This is a genomic window from Nocardia veterana NBRC 100344, assembly GCF_000308855.1.
GTDB classification, from domain to species: Bacteria; Actinomycetota; Actinomycetes; order Mycobacteriales; family Mycobacteriaceae; genus Nocardia; species Nocardia veterana.
Map to the genome: position 1 here is coordinate 12,596 of NZ_BAGM01000043.1, position 20,698 is coordinate 33,293.

The window sequence follows — 20,698 nt, forward strand, 5'->3', positions numbered from 1 at the left end:
CCAGTGGGTCGCTGTATGGGATACTGGACTCGGATGTGATCGACGCCTACCTATCGAGGCAGGTGGCGAGCGCAACCGAATGGCACCGCGGCTCGACGCCGATCATCGCTGCCCCGGACGGTTAACAAGACTCGGCTGTTCGGCGGCACGCTGGATGAGCGCTCGAGTTCCGGTGTGAAGCCAACAGCCAGGCGCCGCGTGACCAGTTAGCCCGAACGACGTACGACATGGTGATAACCGGGCACGCGGGGCGAGACCATCAGACCTTGCGCCGTGTAGGCGTGAGGCGAACGGACAGCGCCCCCGCGTCGGCCGCGTCACTCTCGTACGAGTGGGACGCGCCCGGGGGCCCGAGGAGATTTCGTGGCCGATCAAGAGCCGCAGGGAACGTCGCAGAGCAATGGTGATTCCACCTCCACCGAGGTGGCCGGGGCAGGGGAGGCGGCGCAGTTGCCGGAACGAATCCGGGTGCACGCGCTGGCCAAACTTCTGGGAACCACCAGCAAACGTATCCTTGCCCACCTGACCGAACTGGGCGCCGAAGCTCGCAGCGCTCAATCCAGCCTGGACCGCACCGTCGCCGAATCCGTGCGCGACGCACTCGTTCCGCAGCAAGCCGCCGAGGAGACGGGCGGGGAAAAGCCCGCCGCGGAGCAATCGGCCGAGGTGGCGGTGAGCGAATCCGCCGCCGTCGCGCCCGCGGAGAGCGAATCCGCAGCACCCGAGTCTGCCGTGCCGCCGGCGACCGGGCCGGCCGAGGCCACCGAAGCGAATGCTGCCGGTGACTCGCCCGCGGCGACCGAATCGGACCGGACGAGCGTCCCCGCCGAATCGACTGCCGGCGCCGGGGCGACCTCGACCGAGGCGGCCGCGCCCACCGAGACGGCACCGCATACCTCGCTGTTCACCAGCCCGTTCCAGGCCCCCGCGCCGGAGCCGGTGCAGCCGGTGGTCTTCGAGCCCGCGAGCATCGCGGCCGCCCCGCTGTTCCTCCCGCCGGATGCCGCGGCCGCCGAGGAGATGCGGCGCAAGCGGCGGGCGGAACGGGAGGCCAAGACCGCCGAGCCGGCGGTCGTGGAGACCGACGAGCCCGACACCACCGAAGCGGACGCCGAGTCCGGCGCCGACTGGGACGACGAGCAGTCGCGCGACGACCAGGAGGACGGCGGCCGTTCCCGGCGCCGCCGCCGGGGCCGTCGCGGCCGCGGCCGGGGCCGGGGCGAACAGCACGCCGAGCACGAGTCCGACGAGGATTCCGACGACGAGGACACCGAATCGTCTGCGGAGACCGGCGAAACCACCGATGAGGGTGCCGCCGAGCAGACCGGTGAGGACAGCGAGGACGACAGCACCGCGACGCCGGAGGGTTCGACCCGCCGCCGGCGCCGCCGGCGCCGCCGGAAGGCCGGGGAGGACAGCGAAGCCGAGCCCGCCGACGACGATCCGCCGAATACCGTCGTGCACGAGCGCGAACCGCGCAACAAGCGCCGCGCGGTCGACGAGGTGCAGGGCATCAGCGGGTCGACCCGGCTGGAAGCCAAGCGGCAGCGTCGCCGGGACGGTCGCGAGGCCGGTCGTCGCCGTCCGCCGATCCTGACCGAATCGGAATTCCTGGCCCGGCGCGAGGCGGTGGACCGCGTCATGGTCGTCCGCGAGAAGTCGTTCCCGGCGGGCGAGCATTCGCACGTCGGCGCGACCACGCAGGTCGCGGTGCTCGAGGACAACATCCTGGTCGAGCACTTCGTCACCAATACCGGGACCGCGTCGATGGTCGGCAACGTCTATCTGGGCAAGGTGCAGAACGTGCTGCCCAGTATGGAGGCGGCGTTCGTCGACATCGGCCGCGGCCGCAACGGTGTGCTGTACGCCGGTGAGGTCAATTGGGAGGCCGCCGGGCTCGGCGGTAAGGAACGCAAGATCGAACAGGCGCTCAAACCGGGCGATACCGTGCTGGTGCAGGTCAGCAAGGATCCGGTCGGGCACAAGGGCGCCCGGCTGACCACACAGATCAGCCTGGCCGGTCGGTTCCTGGTCTACGTCCCGGGCGGGACCTCGACCGGGATCAGCCGCAAGCTGCCCGATACCGAGCGCAAGCGGCTGAAGGAGATTCTGCGCGACATCGTCCCGCAGGACGCGGGGGTGATCATCCGCACCGCGTCCGAGGGCGTGAGCGAGACCGAACTCGCCCGCGATGTCGAGCGCTTGCAGGCGACCTGGAAGACCATCGAGAAGCAGGCCGAGAACGGGTCCGGTGCGCCGAAGACCCTGTACGAGGAGCCCGACCTGCTGGTCAAGGTGGTCCGGGACCTGTTCAACGAGGACTTCTCCAAGTTGATCATCGAGGGTGATCGGGCCTGGACGACGGTCGAGAACTATGTCCGGACCGTCGCACCGGACATGCTGGCCCGGGTCGAGCGCTACGAGAACAACGGCGTGGACGTCTTCGGCAGCCTGCGCATCGACGAGCAACTCGCCAAGGCACTGGACCGCAAGGTGTGGCTGCCTTCGGGCGGCACGCTGGTCATCGACCGCACAGAGGCGATGACCGTGATCGACGTCAACACCGGCAAGTTCACGGGCTCGGGCGGCAGCAATCTGGAGGAGACCGTCACCCGCAACAACCTGGAGGCCGCCGAGGAGATCGTGCGGCAGATGCGGTTGCGCGATATCGGCGGCATGATCGTCGTCGACTTCATCGACATGGTGCTCGAATCCAACCGTGACCTGGTCCTGCGCCGACTGACCGAATGCCTGGGCCGTGACCGGACCCGGCATCAGGTTTCGGAGGTGACCTCGCTCGGCCTGGTCCAGATGACCCGCAAGAAGCTGGGCACCGGCCTGGTCGAGGCGTTCTCGACGACCTGTGAACACTGCCACGGGCGCGGCATCATCGTGCACAACTACCCGGTGGAAACCGCGCCGGCAGAGGACGGCTCCGGTCGCCGGGAAGGGCGTCGGCGCCGCAAGGACAAGGATCGGGACAAGGACAAGCAGCCGGTCGCGGCGGCGGCCGAGGTGGTCGATTCGCATCCGGAGGAGGAGGCGGCGGCCAAGCGGGCCCATCCGGTCGCACTCGCGATGGCGGCTCATCACGCCGACGAGCCGACGGAGGGCGAGACCGAGGCCGAGGCCGAGAAGCCGCCGGTTGCCGAGGCGAAGCCCGAGCCGAAGGGGTCGCGGCGCACCCGCGACCGGCGTGGCCGGGGCCGGGCCGGAGCGGCGGCTCCCGCTCCGGCCGACGAGAGCGGCCCGGAGCCCGAAGCGACCGCAGCGTCCGAGCCGACCGCAGCGTCTGAACCGAGCGTGGCGTCCGAACCGAGCGTGGCGTCCGAACCGAGCGTGGCGTCCGAATCGAGTGTGACGTCCGAACCGGTTGTGGTGTCCGAACCGAGTACCACCGGCACCGAGGAGCCAGCGCCGACCAGCGGCGTCGTCGGTGCGGAGGGAACCGCGCAACCGTCCGCCGAGGATTCTGCGGCGGCGTCCACCGCGGCAGCCCCGGACGTCGACGGTGCCCGGCCCGCCGAACCGACGCCGGAGCCGGCGCGCCGCGGCCGACGCCGGGTGGCTCGCACCGCGGCCGCGCCGTCGTCGGACAGTCAGGGCGCGGTCTTCGTCCTGACCGATGCGGATCAGGAGAGCGCGCCGAAGTTCACCCTGGACGAGCTGGTTCCGGCCGAGGTCACGCCGCGGCAGCGGACCCGTCGTCGCGCTGCCGGCCGAGCCGCGGGCGCGCCGGAAACCTCGAACTGATCCGATCGCCGGACCGGAGAAATCCGCAGCACGGCCCCGCCCGGACCTCGGGCGGGGCCGTGCTGCGATCCGGGTCACGATCGACAGCGACCCGGTTTGGTGCGCGGGGTAGCAGTCCTGTAATCTTGGACAGTCGCTGCCCGGTGACAGCACCGTGTGATGTGAGAAAACGCTGCGCTGTCATGAGATCCGGCTCGAAACGAGCCCTCCGGTGCGAGTACAGCATCGAGGCGGCGGTGACTATCAGACCAGTCGTACGGCGGTTTCCGGTGTTCACCGGCAGGCGGCCGTGTGAGCAGAGTGCCGAGCACTAGTTGAGGAAAGAGGGCAGCCGACCGATGGCAACGTACGCGATCGTCAAGACCGGCGGAAAGCAGTACAAGGTCGCGGTCGGTGACCTGGTGAAGGTCGAGAAGATCGAGGGTGAACCGGGCACGGCCGTATCGCTGTCGCCGGTGCTGGTGGTTGACGGCGCCGAGCTGACTACCGATGCCGACAAGCTGGCCAAGGTTTCGGTGTCCGCCGAGGTGGTCGAGCAGACCAAGGGCCCGAAGATCCGGATCCACAAGTTCAAGAACAAGACCGGCTACCACAAGCGTCAGGGCCACCGTCAGAAGCTGACGGTCCTGAAGGTCACCGGCATCAAGTAGTTTCGACCTAGCGGAACCACCCGGTTTCGAATCGAGGAGTTTTCAGCCATGGCACATAAGAAGGGTGCGTCCAGCTCTCGCAACGGTCGCGATTCCAATTCCAAGCGGCTCGGTGTGAAGCGCTTCGGCGGGCAGACCGTCAAGGCCGGCGAGATCCTGGTTCGCCAGCGCGGAACCCACTTCCACCCCGGTGTGAACGTCGGCCGTGGCGGCGACGACACGCTGTTCGCCCTCGAGGCGGGTGCGGTCCAGTTCGGCACCAAGCGGGGCCGCAAGACCGTCAACATCGTGGTACCGGAGCCGGTGCAGGCCTGACCTGCGCTGGAGCCTTCTCCACACACTCTTCGAAGCGGGCCAGGGTTTAGCAGATAAACCCTGGCCCGTTCGCCGTTCCGGGAGGCTCGCCACCACCGTCCACCGAATACAGAGGTCCAGCTGGCATGTCCAAATTCATCGATCGAGTGGTGCTGCACGTGCGCGCCGGCAAGGGCGGCCACGGCTGTGCCTCGGTGCATCGGGAGAAGTACAAGCCGCTCGGCGGACCGGACGGTGGTAACGGCGGTAACGGCGGGGACGTGATCCTCGAGGTCGACCCGAATGTGCACACCCTGCTCGACTTCCATTTCCACCCGCACGCCAAGGCCGGCAACGGCAAACCCGGCGAGGGCGGAAACCGCGACGGTAAGCAGGGCTCGGAACTGCTGCTGAAGGTCCCCGACGGGACGGTCGTCATCGATGAGGACGGCGAGGTCGTCGCCGATCTGGTCGGCGCCGGCACCCGATTCGTGGCGGCCCGTGGTGGTCGCGGCGGGCTGGGTAACGCCGCGCTGGTTTCGCGGGCGCGCAAGGCTCCCGGCTTCGCCCTGCTCGGCGAGGAGGGGGAGGAACGTGACCTCGTCCTCGAGCTGAAATCCGTCGCCGATGTCGGATTGGTCGGCTTCCCCTCGGCCGGGAAATCCTCGCTGGTCTCGGTGTTGTCGGCCGCCAAGCCGAAGATCGCCGACTATCCGTTCACCACGCTGGTACCGAATCTCGGCGTGGTGTCCAGTGGCGACACCACGTTCACGGTCGCCGATGTGCCGGGCCTGATTCCGGGTGCCAGTGACGGGCGCGGACTCGGTCTGGACTTCCTGCGTCACCTGGAACGCTGTGCCGTGCTGGCGCATGTCGTCGACTGCGCGACCCTGGAGCCCGGCCGCGACCCGATCTCCGATGTCGATGCGCTGGAGGCCGAGCTGGCCGCTTACCGCCCGGCCCTGCAAGCCGATGCCGGCCTCGGCGACCTCGCAGACCGGCCCCGGGTGGTCATCCTCAACAAGGCCGATATCCCCGACGCCGCCGAATTGGCCGAGATGGTGACGCCGGAATTCACCGCCCGCGGCTGGCCGGTGTTCACGATCTCGGCGGTGAGCCGAGAAGGCTTGCGGCCGTTGACCTTCGCGCTCGCCGACATGGTGCGCGCCTACCGCGAAGCCCATCCGCCGGCGGCACCGAAGCGTCCGGTGCTCCGGCCGGTCGTCGCGGGGGAGAGCGGCTTCAGCGTCGAGCCCGATCCGGAGGTCGAGGGCGGCTTCATCGTTCGCGGGGAGCGGCCCGAACGATGGGTGCGGCAAACACAATTCGACAACGACGAGGCAGTCGGTTATCTGGCCGACCGGTTGGCGCGGCTCGGCGTGGAGGACGAATTGGTGCGGCTCGGCGCGGAACCGGGAGCCGAAGTCACCATCGGTGATGTGAGCTTCGAATGGGAGCCGCAGGTGTCCGCCGGAATCGATATGGTGATGACCGGGCGCGGCACCGACCCGCGCATCGGCCAGTCCGAACGCGTCTCCGCCGCAGAGCGCAAACACGCCTCTCGGGTACGCCGCGGACTGGTGTCCGACGACGAGGATCAGCCGTGACCGCCCGCCACACCGGCGCAGCCGGGGTGTGCGGGCGTGCCGAGCCGGTAATCGTCGTGCGCCACAGGGTGGCGTGGCAGGTAAGTGAGTTGCGTTGTGACACAGGTGGATTCTGAGCAGGACACGATCCCTACCCGGCAGTCGATCCGGACGGCCCGCAGTGTGGTCGTCAAGATCGGCTCCTCGGCGCTGACCAGTCTCGAGGGCGGTCTCGACACTGCCCGGCTGGACAAGCTCGCCGAGGCGATCGAAGCACGGATGCGGGCGGGTTCCGATGTGGTCGTGGTGTCCTCCGGCGCGATCGGCGCCGGTATCGCGCCCCTCGGATTGGCCGCGCGGCCACGGGATCTGGCGACCAAGCAGGCGGCGGCCAGTGTCGGCCAGTTGGCGTTGGCGCACGCGTGGGGTACGTCGTTCGCCCGGTTCGACCGGGTGGTCGGCCAGGTGCTGTTGACCGCGGGGGATTTCGCGCGCCGGGAACATCACCGCAACGCGCAGCGCACCCTGGACCGGCTGCGCGCCCTGCACGCGGTCGCGGTGGTCAACGAGAACGACACCATCGCCACCGAGGAGATCCGATTCGGTGACAACGATCGGCTGGCGGCGCTGGTCGCGCATCTGGTGGGGGCGGATGCGCTGGTGCTGCTGTCCGATGTGGACGGGCTCTACGACGGCGACCCGCGCAAGGGCGGTGCTACCTTCATTCCGGAGGTCCGCAGCAGCGCGGATCTCGACGGGGTGATCGCCGGTACCGGCGGCGCACTCGGGACCGGTGGGATGGCGTCGAAACTGTCGGCCGCTCGTCTGGCCGCCGATGCCGGAGTGCCGGTGCTGCTCGCCGCGGCCGCCGATGCGGCCGCCGCACTGGGCGATGCCTCTGTCGGCACCGCCTTCGCCGCCCGTCCGGTCCGCCTGTCCGCCCGCAAGTTCTGGGTCCGGCACGCCGCCGACAGCCGGGGCGCCATCCACCTGGACGCCGGGGCGGTGCGGGCGGTAGCCCAGTGCCGCCGCTCGCTGCTCGCCGCCGGGATCACCGGCGTGAAGGGCCGCTTCTACGGCGGTGACGTCGTCGATCTGCTGGCCCCCGACGGCCGCGTCGTCGCCCGGGGCGTGGTCGAATACGACAGCACCGAGCTGGAATCCATGGCCGGGCACTCCACCTCCGAACTGCCGGAGGGGATGCAGCGGCCCGTCATCCACGCCGACGACCTGGTGAAGGTGTAGCCGGGGCGCGTCCACTAGCGGATGTCGTGAGGGACCGGTAGCCGAACCCGGTGTGGCCGGCGGCTTTTGTCCCCCAACTATTCGTGCCGACCTCGCCGCGATTGCGGGAAAGTCGCGAAAGACGACGAGGTTTGCACGAATAGTTCACCCCCCGTCGGCGACCTCAGCCGGGCGGGGATACGCCCGGCTGGTCGGGTGTGGGGGGAGCGTCCGTATCGGGTATCGGTCCGGTGATACCGGGCTGGCCCTCCTGGTCCGTGAGTGGGGGCGCCGAGGGGTCCGGTGGTTGCGGGACGGGGGTGTGGGGTGCCGGTTTCGGTGCCGGCGGGGGAGCGTCCGGCGGGGGCGCGGAAGTCGTTGGGGGAGCGGGGCTTTGTGGTGCCGGCGGGGCTGGTTGATCGGGAGCCGGTCCGGGCGTGGGGTCCGACGGTGGAGGGGTGGACGGGTCCGGTGCCGGCGACGCATTCGGCCCGGGTGCTTCGGGGGCGTGCGGCGCGGGGGCCGGGCCATCGGGCCCGGGTGCTGCCGGGGCCGGACTGCTCGGTTCCGGTGACGTTGGTGCGGGCGCCGGATCACTCGGCCCGGGTGCTGTGGCCGACGGGCCCGGCTGTCCCTCCAGGTTTTCCGGTGTGCGCGGCCGGTCGGGGTGCGGCACTCGCGGGCCGCCCGGATCGTCCTGTTCCGGCGGCGCGGGCAATGCGGGCACGCCGCTGCCGGCCGCCGAATAGGCGGGTTTGTAGATCATGTTCATCGCCAGGATCGCCTCCTGACGCAGAACCTCCTGCGCGATCTGCGCGTCGATCACCCGGGCCGCCTCGAGGGCCCGGGCGATGGCTCCCACCGGGCCGCTGTCGCCCGGCGGCGGGACGGCGAGCTTCACCGCTTCGGCGGCCCCGGCGACCGCCCCGAGCCGGGCGCCGACCTCACCGAAAACGGCCGCCAATTCCTCCACCGAGGCCGCGTAGCTGCGCGCGCTCGCGGCCGCTGCCTCCGCCGCGGGTCCTTGCCAGCCGGCGGCATCCATGGTGCGTTCGGCGTGCGACCGGGTGACCGGCATCGAACCGGTCAGCGTCGCAGCGGCTTCCAGCCAGGTCAGCGAGGCCTGCAGGATCTCCCCGGCATCGATCTTCTCGGTGCCGGCGCGGATCTGCTCGTGCGTCATCGACTCGAAATGCTCCATCGCACTGACGTATTGCGGGTCCGTGTGCGAAGCGGCCGGCCCGTAACGGAATTCGGCGGTCATCGCGACTGTCCGGACGCGAGTGCGCGCAAGGCGGCGGCGTGCGCCGAGTCGGCCTCCTCGTAGAGTCCGGCGCTGGTCAGGAAGGCCTCTTTCATGCGATAGGCGGCGGCGATGTACTGGTCGAGCAGCTCCGCGGCATCGCGCGCCTTGCGGCCGAAACCGGCCTGCAGCTGCTGCGCCGAGAAGAAGCCGCCGAAGCCGCTGAGCTGGGAAACGGCGTCCAATCGCTGCTGCAGTTCCCGAAGCCGGTCGGCCTGCTGCTGGTAGAGCTTGGCACAGTCGCGAGCGGCGGCCGGATCGAAGGTGACGGTTCCGCCCCGCGCGGCCTGCAGGAACCGGGTGATGTCGGCTTGGCTGGTCTCGATCGTCATGCGCACCCCTGAGATCGGTCGGTCCGGCCCAGCGTAATCGGCCGGGCTCGGAGGAGGCAGCGGCGCGTCACCGCGAGGGGCACACCGCCGGGCTGCCGATCGCCCCAGCTTAGTCGGTGAATCGGTGTCCGGTCGGAGTGAGTTGTCCGGATCAGGGGTAGGCGCAGGTCATCGCGGAATGCGTTTCTGCAGGTGGGTTCCGATCTGCTCCCGGCTCGCGGGCACGATGTGGACTTCGTCGCCCGCCTTGATGAGGTACCGCCCGTCGTCGGCCACATCGATCCAGGTGTAGTACAGCGGGGGTGGGGGTGAGGTGCGGTCCAATCCGGCCTCGATCCGGATATGCCCCTCGGCCGTATGGGGTTTGAGCAGCAGCCGTCGAATCCGCGGCGCCCGCGGTGACGGCGGACGCGGGCAGTCCTCGTCACGAACCTCCTCCGCCGGCGCCGAGCGGGCGGGTTCGCCGCCGGCCGGGCAGTCGGGCAGCAGCGCGGCGATGCGGGCGCCGAGTTTGGCGGTGTGCCCGATCGCGACGCGGATCGGACCGCCGAAGCCCGGCGTGCGCCCGGGTTCCTGCACGGCGAGGACGGCGTGGTCGTAGACGACCGCCCCCAGCGCCCGGATCTCGGTCCCCGGGGTGTGCGCGCCACCGATCGCGACGATACGGGTATGCGGCGTCGCCAGGATGCGCAGACAGGCCGACAGATCGGGATCCGCGCCCAGTGGCAGGCGTGCCTCGAGTGTGCGGCGCAGGGCCGCGGCTTCGTCTTCGGTGCGTGGGGTTTCCAGGATGCGCAGCGGAAAGGGGTGGCGATCGAGGTCCGTTTCACGCCAGATATGCGCGAACTCGTCCGGTGTGAATGACCAACTCACGCCGAATTACACCCTCCACCGATCGTCACGAGCCTCAACGTAGCGTAGCGGCGCGCTCGTCGGGCCACCAGCCGATCTTGTTCCGATTCCGGTTAACACCGGCCGGTGTGACCGGTATATCGAGACAACGTCGTGGTGACCGCCTGCTCACCACGGGATTTCGGATGTCGCTGCCGTCGATATTCCGAAATATGGACCTTTCAAACTTACCGTAACGAACCCTGCGATGCGACCGCCGGGCAGGCGCGCGGTCGGCGATGACGGGAGAGCTGGTGCACGGATCCGAGGTGGGCCTCGACGATTTGCCCGCGGCCGGCGGCGGCAAAGCGGCCGGATTACGGCGGTTGCGCGATGCCGCGTTACCGGTGCCGCAGTGGCTGCTGGTCGAGCCGGGGCTGTTCGACCATATGCCGGACGAGATCGTCACCGCAGCAGCGGAATTCGCTCGCGCCACCGATCTCGACGACGCCTTGGCCCGAGGTGCGAAACTCCGCGCGGGCATCATGACCACGCCACCGCCACCCGGGCTGGTCGATGCGGTCGGCGAGCTGGCGCGGCGGCTCGGCGGCGGCCCGATGGCGGTGCGCTCGTCGGCCGCGGTCGAGGACGGCGCGGTGTATTCGTTTGCCGGGCAGTTCGATTCGTTCCTGAACGTATCGGGTGCGCACGCCCTGGCCACGGCCGTCACGGCCTGCTGGGCCTCGGCGCCGGCCCCGCGCGCGATCGGCTACTGCTTCGCGCACGGCCTGCCGTTGCCCACCGTTCCGTCGGTGATCGTGCAGCGGCTGATCGCGGCCGAGACCAGCGGGGTGCTGTTCACCTGTGATCCGAGCACGGCCGCCGCGGATCGAATGGTGCTCAGTGCCGTCTACGGTTTGGGGGAGGGGCTGGTCTCGGGCGCGGTGGACGCCGATACCTATGTGGTGGACAAATTTTCGGCGACCGTGGTCGACCGGATACTCGGCGAGAAGGCCACCCGTTATCGTGCGGCCGGAGCACAGGGTTGTGTCGCCGAAGAGGTCGAACCCGCGTTGCGCGAGCGGCCGGCGTTGACCGATGCGCAGGTGCGGCAGGTGATCGAGCTCGGTCGTCGGATCGAGACGGCGGCCGGCGGTCCGCAGGACGTCGAGTGGGCCTTCGATACCGAGGGCGAGCTCTGGGTGCTGCAAGCGCGTCCGGTCACCACCGCGATCGGCGCCCAGCTGCGAGGCGCGGGTGAATCGGTGCCGGCGGGCGAGCTGCGAATCTGGGACAACTCCAACATCATCGAAAGTTTCAGCGGCATCACCTCACCGCTCACCTTCACCACCGCCGCCGACATCTACGGCCGGGTCTATCGTGAATACGCGCGCTCGCTGGGCGTGCGGCCGGCGCAGCTGCGACAGACCGATCGCTGGACTCCGGTGTTGCTCGGCTACTTTCACGGTCGCGTCTACTACAACCTGCTGCACTGGTACCGGATGGTCGGCATCGCACCCGGCTATCCCCTCAACCGCCGTGTACTCGAGGCCGCACTAGGCGTGGCCGAACCACTGGCCGACGAGATCGCGAAGACGTTGCGCCCCTTCACCTTCGCCAATCCGCTGGCCGCTCTGGTATCGCGGGTTCGCACCACGGCGATCTACCTGGGGCGGATCGTGACGATCGACGCGATGATGCGACGGTTCCTCGCCGAGTTCTACCGCGTCTACGACGAATTCGAGGCCCACGACGATCGCCACGATACCGGCGCGCAGGCGTACGCCCGCTACCGCGAACTCGATCGCGAACTGGTGCACCGCTGGGGACCCATGATGGTCCTCGACGCCATGCTGTTGACCTCGACCGGCCTGCTCTACCTCCTCACCCGGCTGCTGCTGCCGAACGCGCCGGAATGGTTCCTCTACGCCGTCGCCGGGCCGGGCGCCGATGTCGAATCCGCCGACCCGGCGCGGGCCATGGCGGAGCTGGCGGCCACCGTGCGCGCGGACGCTCGGCTGCGCGCGCTCCTGGAAACCACTGCGGCGGAGGGCGCCTACGACGCCCTGGTATCCGGCGGTCACGACGAGTTCCGGGCTCGGGTCGACGACTACATCGACCGGTACGGCTATCGCAGCCTGGACGAATTGAAGTTGGAGACCCCGGATCTGCGGGAGGATCCGTCGGCGCTGTTCGTCATGTTGCTTGCCGCACTGCCGGAGCAGCCCGCCCGCCGCGCCGACGACGCCCAGCGCTATCTCGACACCCATCTGCGCGGGTGGCGACGCGCGGTCTACGAGCGCCTGCGCCGCAAGGTGTCCCGCTGCGCCGGTCACCGGGAGAGCCTGCGCTTCTGCCGAACCCGAGCCTTCGGCATGGTCAAGCGGACGATTCGCACCATGGGGCGAGACCTGGTGCAGCGCAATGTCATCGACGAGTTCGCCGATGTGTTCCTGCTGACCCTGCCGGAGCTGCGGCAGTGTTACGAGGGCGGCGACACCGCCGGGCTTGCAGCGGTGGTCGCCGCCCGCAAACAGCAACGCGCCGCCGACGCCCGACTGGTCGCCCCGGATCGATTCGTCACCCACGGTGACGGATTCGGACCGGCCGAGCTCGCCTCGGTGGGCTGGGTGCCGATCACGGATATCCCGGCCGCATCCGCCGGATCGGTGTTCACGGGCACCCCGTCGGGCGGTGGTATCGGCACCGGTCCAGCGGTCGTCGTCGGTGAACCGCGTGATGTGACCGACGGCGTACTGGTCACCTATCGCACCGACCCGGGCTGGGTGGCGGTGCTGCCGTCGGCGACGGCGCTGGTGGTCGAGCGCGGCAGCCCACTGACTCACGTCGCCATCGTCGCGCGCGAATTGGGCGTCCCGACGGTGGTGCAGATTCCGGGGATCACCCGGACCGTTCGTACCGGTATGTCGCTGCGCGTGGACGGCAGCGCCGGAACCGTCACCGTGCTCGACGAAGGGAAGGACCACGATGACCACTGACCTGCCGATCGACACCGACGACGAGGAACTCGTCCGTGGCTGGCTGGTGCGTCCGGCCACCGAAACCGGTATCCACCTCGCCGACGAGGAGGACGGCTGGCAGTTCCGCAGCTATGCCGAACTGGCCGATCTGACCTGGTCCATCGCCGCGCGGCTGCGGGAACGGGGGCTCGGCGCCGACCGCGAGGACGCGGGCGCGTGCGTGATCATGCCGACCGGATTCTCCTGTGTGGCAGCCTTCTACGCCGTATGGGCGTGCGGGGGCGTCTTCACTCCGATCGCGCCGCCGATGTTCGCCGACCGGGACCTCTACCTCGCGCACGTCGCCGCGGTGCTGGAGCAGGCGGCACCGCGCGTGGTGGTCACGTCCGAGGAATTGGCCGCTCTGGTGCGGGATGCGATGGCGGCCGCGGGCCGCGACGACGCCCCGCTGGTGGTCACCGAATCCGAGCCTCCGGCCGCGCGGGTTCCCGTGCCGGCCGCCGAAACCGCCCTGTTGCAGTTCACCTCCGGCTCGACGGGAACACCGCGCGGTGTCCGGATCTCCTGGCACAACCTGGCCACCAATATCCGGATGATCAGCCGGCTGATCGACTGGCGGCCCGGTGAGGTGATGGTGTCCTGGCTGCCGCTGTATCACGATATGGGCTTGGTGGGCGCCTTCTTGACCACCGTCGCCAACCAGGGCGATCTGTATCTCATGCGGCCCGATCAATTCGTCCGTGATCCGGCGCGCTGGTTGCGGGCGATGGCGCACGCACAGCATTCGCCCTCGCCGTCGTTCGCGCTGGGGTATGTCGCGCATCGGGTGCGGCCGCGGGATATCGCCGGATTGGATCTGTCGGGCTGGCGCACGCTCGCGGTCGGGTCCGAACCCGTCGAGGTCGCGGATCTGCGCGCCTTCGCCGAACTCACCGGCGCGCAGGGCTTTTCGGCCGCCGCCTATACGCTCGCCTACGGCCTGGCCGAAGCCACTCTGATGGTGAGTTCGTCGGCGCGGGACCGTCCACTGACCGCTGTGCGCGTGGACACCGCCACACTGCGTCCCGGCCGGCCGGTCCGGGTGGTCGCCGAGGCCGAACTCGGCGACGGACGCTGGGTGGACGGTCCGGGCTGGATCACCGGCCTCGGCTTCTCCACACCCGAATCCACGGTCCGGGTGGTCGACGACGAAGGTAACGATCTGCCCGACGGCGTCCTCGGCGAGATGGTGGTCATCGGTGACTCGGTCGCCCGGGGCTACACCGACGACGCACCGGGAGCCACCCGCCTCGTCGACGGCCGGCTCTATACCGGCGATGCCGGATTCCGTTTCCGGGACCAGGTTTTCGTACTCGGCCGGATGGGCACCAGCCTGAAGGTCCGGGGTCGCTCGGTGTTCATGGAGGACATCGAATCGCGGGTGGCGCGCGAAACCGGTATCACCAAGGGCAAACTCGCGGCGGTCGCGCTGTCGGGCGCTGCCACACCGGGCGTGGTCCTGTTCGCCGAGACCGCGCCCGGGCAGTGGATCACCGGGGCCCGCACGATCATTCGTGGCCAACTCGGCCCGGCGGGCACGATCGGCGTGGTGACCGGCCCGCGGGGCTTCATCCGCCGCACGTCCAGCGGCAAACCCCGGCGTCGGCACATGTGGCAGTTGTACGCCGAAGGCCGCCTCCCCGGTGCCACCGAACACCGGCTCCCCGACGCCACGGCGGCGGCGACCGCACCGGCGCCGGCACTCGACCGTGCCGGTGAATTGCTTGCCGCCGCATTGGAATCGGTATCGGTCCCACCGAATTCTGCCGCCCTGTTCGAGGGGTCGTTGGCGGAAGGATTCGGTAACGAGGGTTCCGATATCGATTTCCTCGTGGTGGCGCCCGGCGACGAGGAACTGCCGACGCTGCCGACGGTGGTGTTCGTCGACGGGCGCCGCATCGAGGTGCGCAGTCGCTCGCAGGCGCAGCTGCGGGCACAGCTCGTCCGGGTCGCCGGTGCGGATCGCGTCGGCGACCTGGACGAGGATGTGCTCAACCGCTGCCAGCGCTTCCTCCGGGCGAGCGTGCTGCGCACCGCCGCCGGGGTGGATATCGACGGTTTGCGGACGCTACTGCCGATGCGCGATTTCGCGGCCGTGGTGGCCCGATGGTGGGCGCAACGCAGCCGGCACGCACTCTGGTACGCGGTGGCGCTGCGGGCGCTGGGCGCGGACGACGAGGCGCACGGCTGGTTCCGCGACGGTCTGCTGCAGGCGGTGAAGTCCTGGGCCGCGGCCCGCGGCGAGACCTATCTGGAAACGAAATGGCTACCGCGGCAGCTGGACCGGATCGGCGCGGACGGCGAGACGGCCGACCTGATCGCGGCCTATCGCGCCCTCCCGCACCGCGCCGACGCGGCGGACGTCCTGTCGCTGGCGGCCCGGTTCGGGGTCACGGATATCGCCGACGATCCCGACCGCGTCCTGCTGACCCGCCGAGACGGCGTGACGACCTGGCCGGTCGGCGAGCGGCTGCACGTCCTGCGCGACGATCGTGATGTCTTCGCGCTGTCCGAGCGGGGCGCGGCGGCCTGGCGTGCGGTCGTCGCCGGCAGATCGATCGCCGAAACACTGCGGCGTGCCGCGCTCGGCGACGAACTGGCCGAATTCGTTCGCCTCGGCTTCGTCGGACTCGCCCTGCGTGGTGGTGAGCCACTGGCCCCGGCGCTGGCCATGTGTAAGCCGTTGCGGCCCTACACCCCGATGCCGTCCGCGCGGATGCCCGCACTGGGTGTGGCCGGCGGTGGTACCGATCGCCCGGTTGCCACGTTGTCGCCGTTACCGGCCGAACGCTTCGTCGCCTGTGCGATGGCGGTGGTCTGGTCGAATGTGGTGCTGGAGAACGCGCGCGAGGATCTGATGGGCGCGGTGAAGGCCGGGCAGGCGGAGGTGGCCGATATCGCGGCGCATCGAGTCGTCGTGATGTGCGTGCGAATGGCGCTGTCGGCCCACGGTATTCATCCGTTGCCCGCCGACGTGGCACCGGAACGCACGCTGGCGGCGTTGCTCCCCGACGCCCGGCCGCTGCGCGACAGGGTCGTCCGAGCCGCCGCGGTGCGGTTCCCGGCCGCCCTCGACTCGGGCAGCGCCGGCCTCGACGAACTGGCCGTGCTGGACGAATTGGTGGCGACGGTGCGCGAGATCGCCGGTGGCTCCCAGTTCCCGGCCTCCTTCGATTCCGGCGACCAGTGGCGACGCACCCTCGATATCAGCTACGACTGGCTGCGTCCGGCCGCGTACCTCGAGACCGAACTGCCCCTGGACGAGGCGCGCGATCTCCTCGAATCCGGTGGGCGCCAACCGCATCGGAGCGACGGAGGTGCGCGATGACGACCGTGGACGATTCGGTAGCCGAACAGGTGCGGCGGCTCGTCGTCGCGATGGCGCCCGATCCGCCGCCCGAGCTCGCCGACGAAATGCGCCTGATCGAGGATCTGTCCTTCGACTCGCTGCGGCTGATGGAGCTCACACTCGTGCTCGAGCAGGCTTTCGGACTGCCGCGCTACCGCCCCGAACAGCTCGCCGGAGTGCGCCGCATCGCGGATGTGGTGGCCCTGATCGAGGAGACACGACGGTGACCGAACGCGACGCGGTGCTGGTCACCGGCGCCGGGGGATTGGTCGGCGCCGAGGTGGTGGCGCGGCTGCTGGCGGCGGGACGACCGGTCATCGCCGTGCTGCACACCAATTCGCGCGTCGTCGGTAACGACGGTGGTGAGCTGACCGGTGCCGAGGCGGTATACGGCGATATCCGACGGCCGGAGTTGGGCCTGCCGCGGGAACGCCTGCCGGAACTCGCCGCGCGCGTCGGCACGATCGTGCACACCGCGGCGACCACCGCTTTCGACGCCGGCGCGGCCGAGTACGAGGAATTGAACGTCCGCGGTACCGCGAATGCGGTGAATCTGGCCGTGCGCTGGGACGTCCCGTTCGTGCACATCTCTACCGCCTACGTGTGTGGGATGCGGAGCGGGCTGATCGGCGAAGCGGAGCTCGATCGGGGCCAGGCCTTCGGAAACGGCTACGAGGACAGCAAGTTCCGGGCCGAGCGACTGGTTCGGTGCACACCGGGACTGCGGTGGGCGGTCGTCCGCCCGGGCATCGTCACCGGCGCGACCGGAACCGGCGTGATTCGCGAGTACAAGAACCTCTACACCGTGGTGAAATTGATCGTCGAAGGCAAGTTGCGATCGCTGCCGGGCCGCTACGACGCCACCATCGCGCCCGCACCGGTCGATTTCGTCGCCGACGTGATCACCGCGGCCGCCGTCGACTTCGAATCCGCCGCCGGCCGGACCTTCCACGCGGTGGGCGCCGACAGCTTGGCGTTGCGGGAGATCTCCGATGTCTTCGCGGAGTATCCGTCCTTCCGGGTGGCGACCTTCGTGCCCGAATCCGCCTTCGCGGTCGGGGAATTGGAACCGCTCGAGCGGGAGTACTTTCAGCGGATCGGCAGGCTCTACACCAGCTATTTCGCGCGGCGGCCGAATTTCGATACCACCGCCACGCGGGCGCTGTCGGGACGCGACTGCCCCGCCACCGGCAAGCCGTATCTGCGGCTGCTGCTGGACCACTGTCTCGAGTCCGGCTATCTCGGTGCACCGCTGCCATCGGTGACCGAGGTGTTGGCCCGCTTCGCGGCCGGCGCCGGGAGCGGCCGATGACCCCGGCCGAACTGCTGGCGGTCTCGACGCCACTGCCCGAGAAGGCGACTCGCTACGCCGAGGACACCTATGTGCAGGAGACGCTCGCGCACTTGGCGGATGCCGGAATCGATGCGGTGGAGTTCGCCCGGCGCCATTCCCTGCTTCTGCTGAAGCCGGACGCGATCGTCGCGCGAGCGGTCGAGCCGACCCTCGACTGGCTGCGTGACAACGGTTTTCGGGTCGTGTCCGCCCGGGTGTGCCCGGTGGACCGGCACCTGGTCCGGGCCCTGTGGTATTTCGCGTGGAATATCGCCTCACCGGAACGGCGGCGGCTGGCCGATCTGCTCGCGGAGATCTCCGACGCGCTCGTCCTGGTGGTCGCCGGGGATCCCGCTGGGCTCCCGACTCCGGTGCGGCTCACCGCGGCCAAGGGGCCGACCGATCCCGGCAGACGCCAGCCCGGCGAACTGCGGTATCTGCTGGGTCGGTACAGCTATCTGCTGAATCTCGTCCATTCGCCCGACGATCCCGCCGACGTGTTGCGGGAATTCGCGATCTACTTCGACACCGGTACCCGCGAGCAGGTGCTGCGTGAGATCGAGTCCGGCGTAGACCGCGGCGACGCGGCGGCCGCCTGCGCGGCGGACCTGTACGCCCGCACACCGGCCCGTGATTTCGGCCGTGCCGCGGCGACGCGACGGCTGCTGGACGAGCTGGGCGAGGTTCCCGTTGATTTCGATGCCGATCGCGACGAGGACTGCGCTCGACTGGTGCGTAGCGCGTTGGCCGCCGGGCGGCGGGTCGATCCCTGGTCGGTGATCGTGCTGGGGGCGCAGGTGCTTCCGATGCGCGCCGGTGGCCGCCAAATCCTGCCCCCGGTATCCGCACCCGACTGGTTGGAGGCACGACCATGACGATCGACACCGCGACCATTCCGACCGCGAGCCATATGCGGACCATCTCTCGCCACCTGGCGCATCGCTGCGCGGTCTCGGAGGTGTTCGTCACCTCACTCGACAGCGCGAAGACCGACGAATTCGTCGTCGGCGCGCAATTGCCGCGCATGCACGGCTATTACGGCGATCGTCCGGCGCCCTGGGATGCCGAATACGATCCGCTGCTGGTGATGGAGGCGGCGCGGCAGGCGGCGATCGCGCTGACCCACGAATATTTCGGCGTACCCGCGGATTTCGGATTCGTCGTGCGCACGTTCAACGGGGCGGTCGCGGACAGCGACCGGTGGCGCATCGGCGCCGCGCCGGCGGACCTGGTGATGGCGGTGCAGATCCTCCGGCGGCATCGCCGCGGCGACGTGCTGCAGGGAGTCGACATGGTGCTCGAGATCGAGTGCGACGACACCCCGATGATGATCGTCGACGGCTCCTTCACCTGGGTGCCGCCGTCGCGCTGGGCGGCGCTGCGTACACATCACCGCACCGCGCTGGGTCCGGGCGAGACCGGCGCGCCGGTGGCGCCCGGGCAGGCGGCGGCGCCGGCGGATGTCGGACGCGTGAACCCGCGGAACGTGGTGGTCGGGCCGCTGCGGCGGATCGGCGCGGCGGGCGTGACGGAATTGGTGATCGATACCGGTCACCCGATCCTGTTCGATCATCCGGTGGATCACGTGCCCGGCAGCCTGCTGCTCGAGGCGGCCCGCCAGACCGTGATCGCGATGTCGACGGGCGAGCCGTCCCGGTTGCTCGGCGTGGCCTGCACATTCGAGCGCTTCGTGGAATTGGATCGGCGCACCGAATGTGTGGTGCGCGGGTCGGATTCGGTTCCGGGACAGCTGGATTGCGAGATCCACCAAAGCGGCGGGGTCGCTGCCCGGATCGGCCTGCGCTACGACACCGACGAGGCCGAATGCTGACCCGGGATACCGCCGGATCCGGTACGTCGGTCACCGCATCCGTCGCGCGGATCGCCCGATTCACGGTGGTGCGCTACGAATCGCATCACCTGGTGTACGCGGTGCTGTTCGTCGCCGGGGTCGAGGCGACGGCTGCGGTTGTCTCGCATCCGGACGCGGCGTGGCGGCCGAGCTGGGCGACCGCGCTGCGGACCCTGATCGTCGCGGTCCTCCTGCTCTATCTGCGCATGGTGGACGAGATCAAGGATCTGGACTACGACCGCGTCCACAATCCGGAGCGCCCCTTGGTCACCGGTGCCGTCGGCGTGGGGGAGTTGTGGGTGGCGATCGCAGCGGTCGCCGTCGTCTCGGTGCTCGCCGCGGCGGCGCTGTCGTGGTGGTCGGCCGTGCTGGTCGTGGGGGTGGCGGGCTACGGGGTGGCACTGTGGGGCCTGGAGAACGCCTCGGCGCGAATCCGGACCGGCCTGTTGCTGAATCTGGTGGTGACCTATCCGGTACAGCTGTGGATCATCGCCTTCGTGGTGCGATCGGCCATGGATACCGGCCAGGTCGCGGGCGGGTGGCGCCCGGCGCTGATCGCGGTGATCTTCGCCGGGGCTTTCCTGCACTTCGAATTCGCCCGTAAAACCGCCGCCGATCACCGGCCGGGCCAGTGCTGTTACTCGAATGCGCTCGGCGCCGACACAAGTGTGGTCGCGATCGTCGGCTTCGCGGCGGCGGCCGTGGGTGCGGACCTACTGCTGGTCCATCCGTGGGACCGGGAGCTTCCGTGGGCGGCACTGCCGTGGACACCGTTGGCGCTGTTGGCGATTCCGGCCGCCGCGGCCTGGTCGTTCCGGTTCGCCGCGTCGGCGCCGGCTCCCCGCGAGCACCCGGTCGTTCCCGCTGTGGTATTCGTACTGCTGATGTATGCGGTCCTCATCGCCCAGGCTCTGACCTGGCGGTAGTTCCGGCGCTGGGCAGTGGCGTCCGGCCGAAGGGCATCGGAGGAGCACCGAAAGGGCAGTGACCGGACCGCCGCGAACGCGCACGCTTGAAGTAGCACCCGGCGCCGCAGGATTGCCCCCTTCGCATCGTGCGGTGCGCCGGATCCGGTGCGGTTCGCCCTTGCCGCGCCGGGCTCGCGGTCCGGTGTCTCGTTCGTGGCGCCGGGTGCATCCACGACCCTCCCGGAGGTATCCGATGTGCGCCG

At 69.7% G+C, this 20,698-nt stretch carries 15 protein-coding genes; 12 read left to right on the forward strand and 3 right to left on the reverse strand.

Annotated features, from left to right (window positions below):
• Positions 1-363: 363 nt before the first annotated feature.
• The 5 genes from ON37_RS07330 to proB all read left to right on the forward strand — a co-directional run bounded on the left by ON37_RS07330 (position 364) and on the right by proB (position 7,528).
• Positions 364-3,753 (forward strand): translation initiation factor IF-2 N-terminal domain-containing protein, encoded by a 3,390-nt coding sequence (locus tag ON37_RS07330; protein ID WP_040718023.1) that lies wholly within the window; start codon positions 364-366, stop codon positions 3,751-3,753.
• Positions 3,754-4,091: 338 nt separating this feature from the next.
• Positions 4,092-4,403 carry a 50S ribosomal protein L21 gene (rplU, locus tag ON37_RS07335; RefSeq protein WP_030512746.1) on the forward strand — a complete coding sequence of 104 codons (312 nt, stop codon included), beginning with the start codon at positions 4,092-4,094 and terminating at the stop codon, positions 4,401-4,403.
• A 48-nt stretch (positions 4,404-4,451) separates the two neighbouring features.
• Complete coding sequence (rpmA, locus tag ON37_RS07340) at positions 4,452-4,718, forward strand: 50S ribosomal protein L27 (RefSeq protein ID WP_040718026.1); 267 nt, start codon at positions 4,452-4,454, stop codon at positions 4,716-4,718.
• 125 nt (positions 4,719-4,843) lie between these two features.
• Positions 4,844-6,304 (forward strand): GTPase ObgE, encoded by a 1,461-nt coding sequence (gene obgE, locus ON37_RS07345; RefSeq protein ID WP_040718027.1) that lies wholly within the window; start codon positions 4,844-4,846, stop codon positions 6,302-6,304.
• 105 nt (positions 6,305-6,409) lie between these two features.
• Entirely contained in the window at positions 6,410-7,528 is a 1,119-nt protein-coding gene (gene proB / locus ON37_RS07350) for a glutamate 5-kinase (protein ID WP_245553098.1), read from the forward strand.
• A gap of 163 nt (positions 7,529-7,691) precedes the next feature.
• Here proB and ON37_RS32350 read toward each other — a convergent pair whose 3' ends face one another.
• The 3 genes from ON37_RS32350 to ON37_RS07365 form a co-directional block, all read right to left on the reverse strand.
• A complete protein-coding gene (locus ON37_RS32350; RefSeq protein ID WP_040718041.1) occupies positions 7,692-8,708 on the reverse strand; it encodes a hypothetical protein in 1,017 nt (338 codons plus the stop codon).
• 59 nt (positions 8,709-8,767) lie between these two features.
• Positions 8,768-9,142 (reverse strand): hypothetical protein, encoded by a 375-nt coding sequence (locus tag ON37_RS07360; protein ID WP_040718029.1) that lies wholly within the window; start codon positions 9,140-9,142, stop codon positions 8,768-8,770.
• Between the two features lie 168 nt (positions 9,143-9,310).
• A complete protein-coding gene (locus ON37_RS07365) occupies positions 9,311-10,015 on the reverse strand; it encodes an ESX secretion-associated protein EspG (protein ID WP_040718030.1) in 705 nt (234 codons plus the stop codon).
• Positions 10,016-10,272: 257 nt separating this feature from the next.
• On the opposite strand from ON37_RS07365, the gene ON37_RS07370 reads away from it, so the two are divergent.
• Genes ON37_RS07370 through ON37_RS07400 form a run of 7 tightly spaced genes read left to right on the forward strand, consistent with a single transcriptional unit; the run spans position 10,273 to position 20,453 of the window.
• On the forward strand, positions 10,273-12,972 hold the full coding sequence (locus ON37_RS07370; RefSeq protein ID WP_051031296.1) for a phosphoenolpyruvate synthase: 2,700 nt from the start codon (positions 10,273-10,275) through the stop codon (positions 12,970-12,972).
• Positions 12,962-16,321: an AMP-binding protein gene (locus ON37_RS07375; RefSeq protein ID WP_051031297.1), complete on the forward strand. Its 3,360-nt coding sequence runs from the start codon at positions 12,962-12,964 to the stop codon at positions 16,319-16,321. Before ON37_RS07370 ends, ON37_RS07375 begins: the two co-directional genes overlap by 11 nt.
• Complete coding sequence (locus tag ON37_RS07380) at positions 16,318-16,569, forward strand: acyl carrier protein (protein ID WP_040718031.1); 252 nt, start codon at positions 16,318-16,320, stop codon at positions 16,567-16,569. The genes ON37_RS07375 and ON37_RS07380 overlap by 4 nt, the downstream gene beginning before the upstream one ends.
• Positions 16,566-17,654, forward strand: coding sequence for an SDR family oxidoreductase (locus tag ON37_RS07385; protein WP_040718032.1), 1,089 nt, complete (start codon positions 16,566-16,568; stop codon positions 17,652-17,654). The genes ON37_RS07380 and ON37_RS07385 overlap by 4 nt, the downstream gene beginning before the upstream one ends.
• A complete protein-coding gene (locus ON37_RS07390; protein ID WP_040718034.1) occupies positions 17,651-18,550 on the forward strand; it encodes a nucleoside-diphosphate kinase in 900 nt (299 codons plus the stop codon). Before ON37_RS07385 ends, ON37_RS07390 begins: the two co-directional genes overlap by 4 nt.
• Entirely contained in the window at positions 18,547-19,506 is a 960-nt protein-coding gene (locus tag ON37_RS07395; RefSeq protein ID WP_051031298.1) for a ScbA/BarX family gamma-butyrolactone biosynthesis protein, read from the forward strand. Before ON37_RS07390 ends, ON37_RS07395 begins: the two co-directional genes overlap by 4 nt.
• Entirely contained in the window at positions 19,500-20,453 is a 954-nt protein-coding gene (locus ON37_RS07400) for a UbiA prenyltransferase family protein (RefSeq protein ID WP_040718035.1), read from the forward strand. Before ON37_RS07395 ends, ON37_RS07400 begins: the two co-directional genes overlap by 7 nt.
• Positions 20,454-20,698 lie beyond the last annotated feature (245 nt).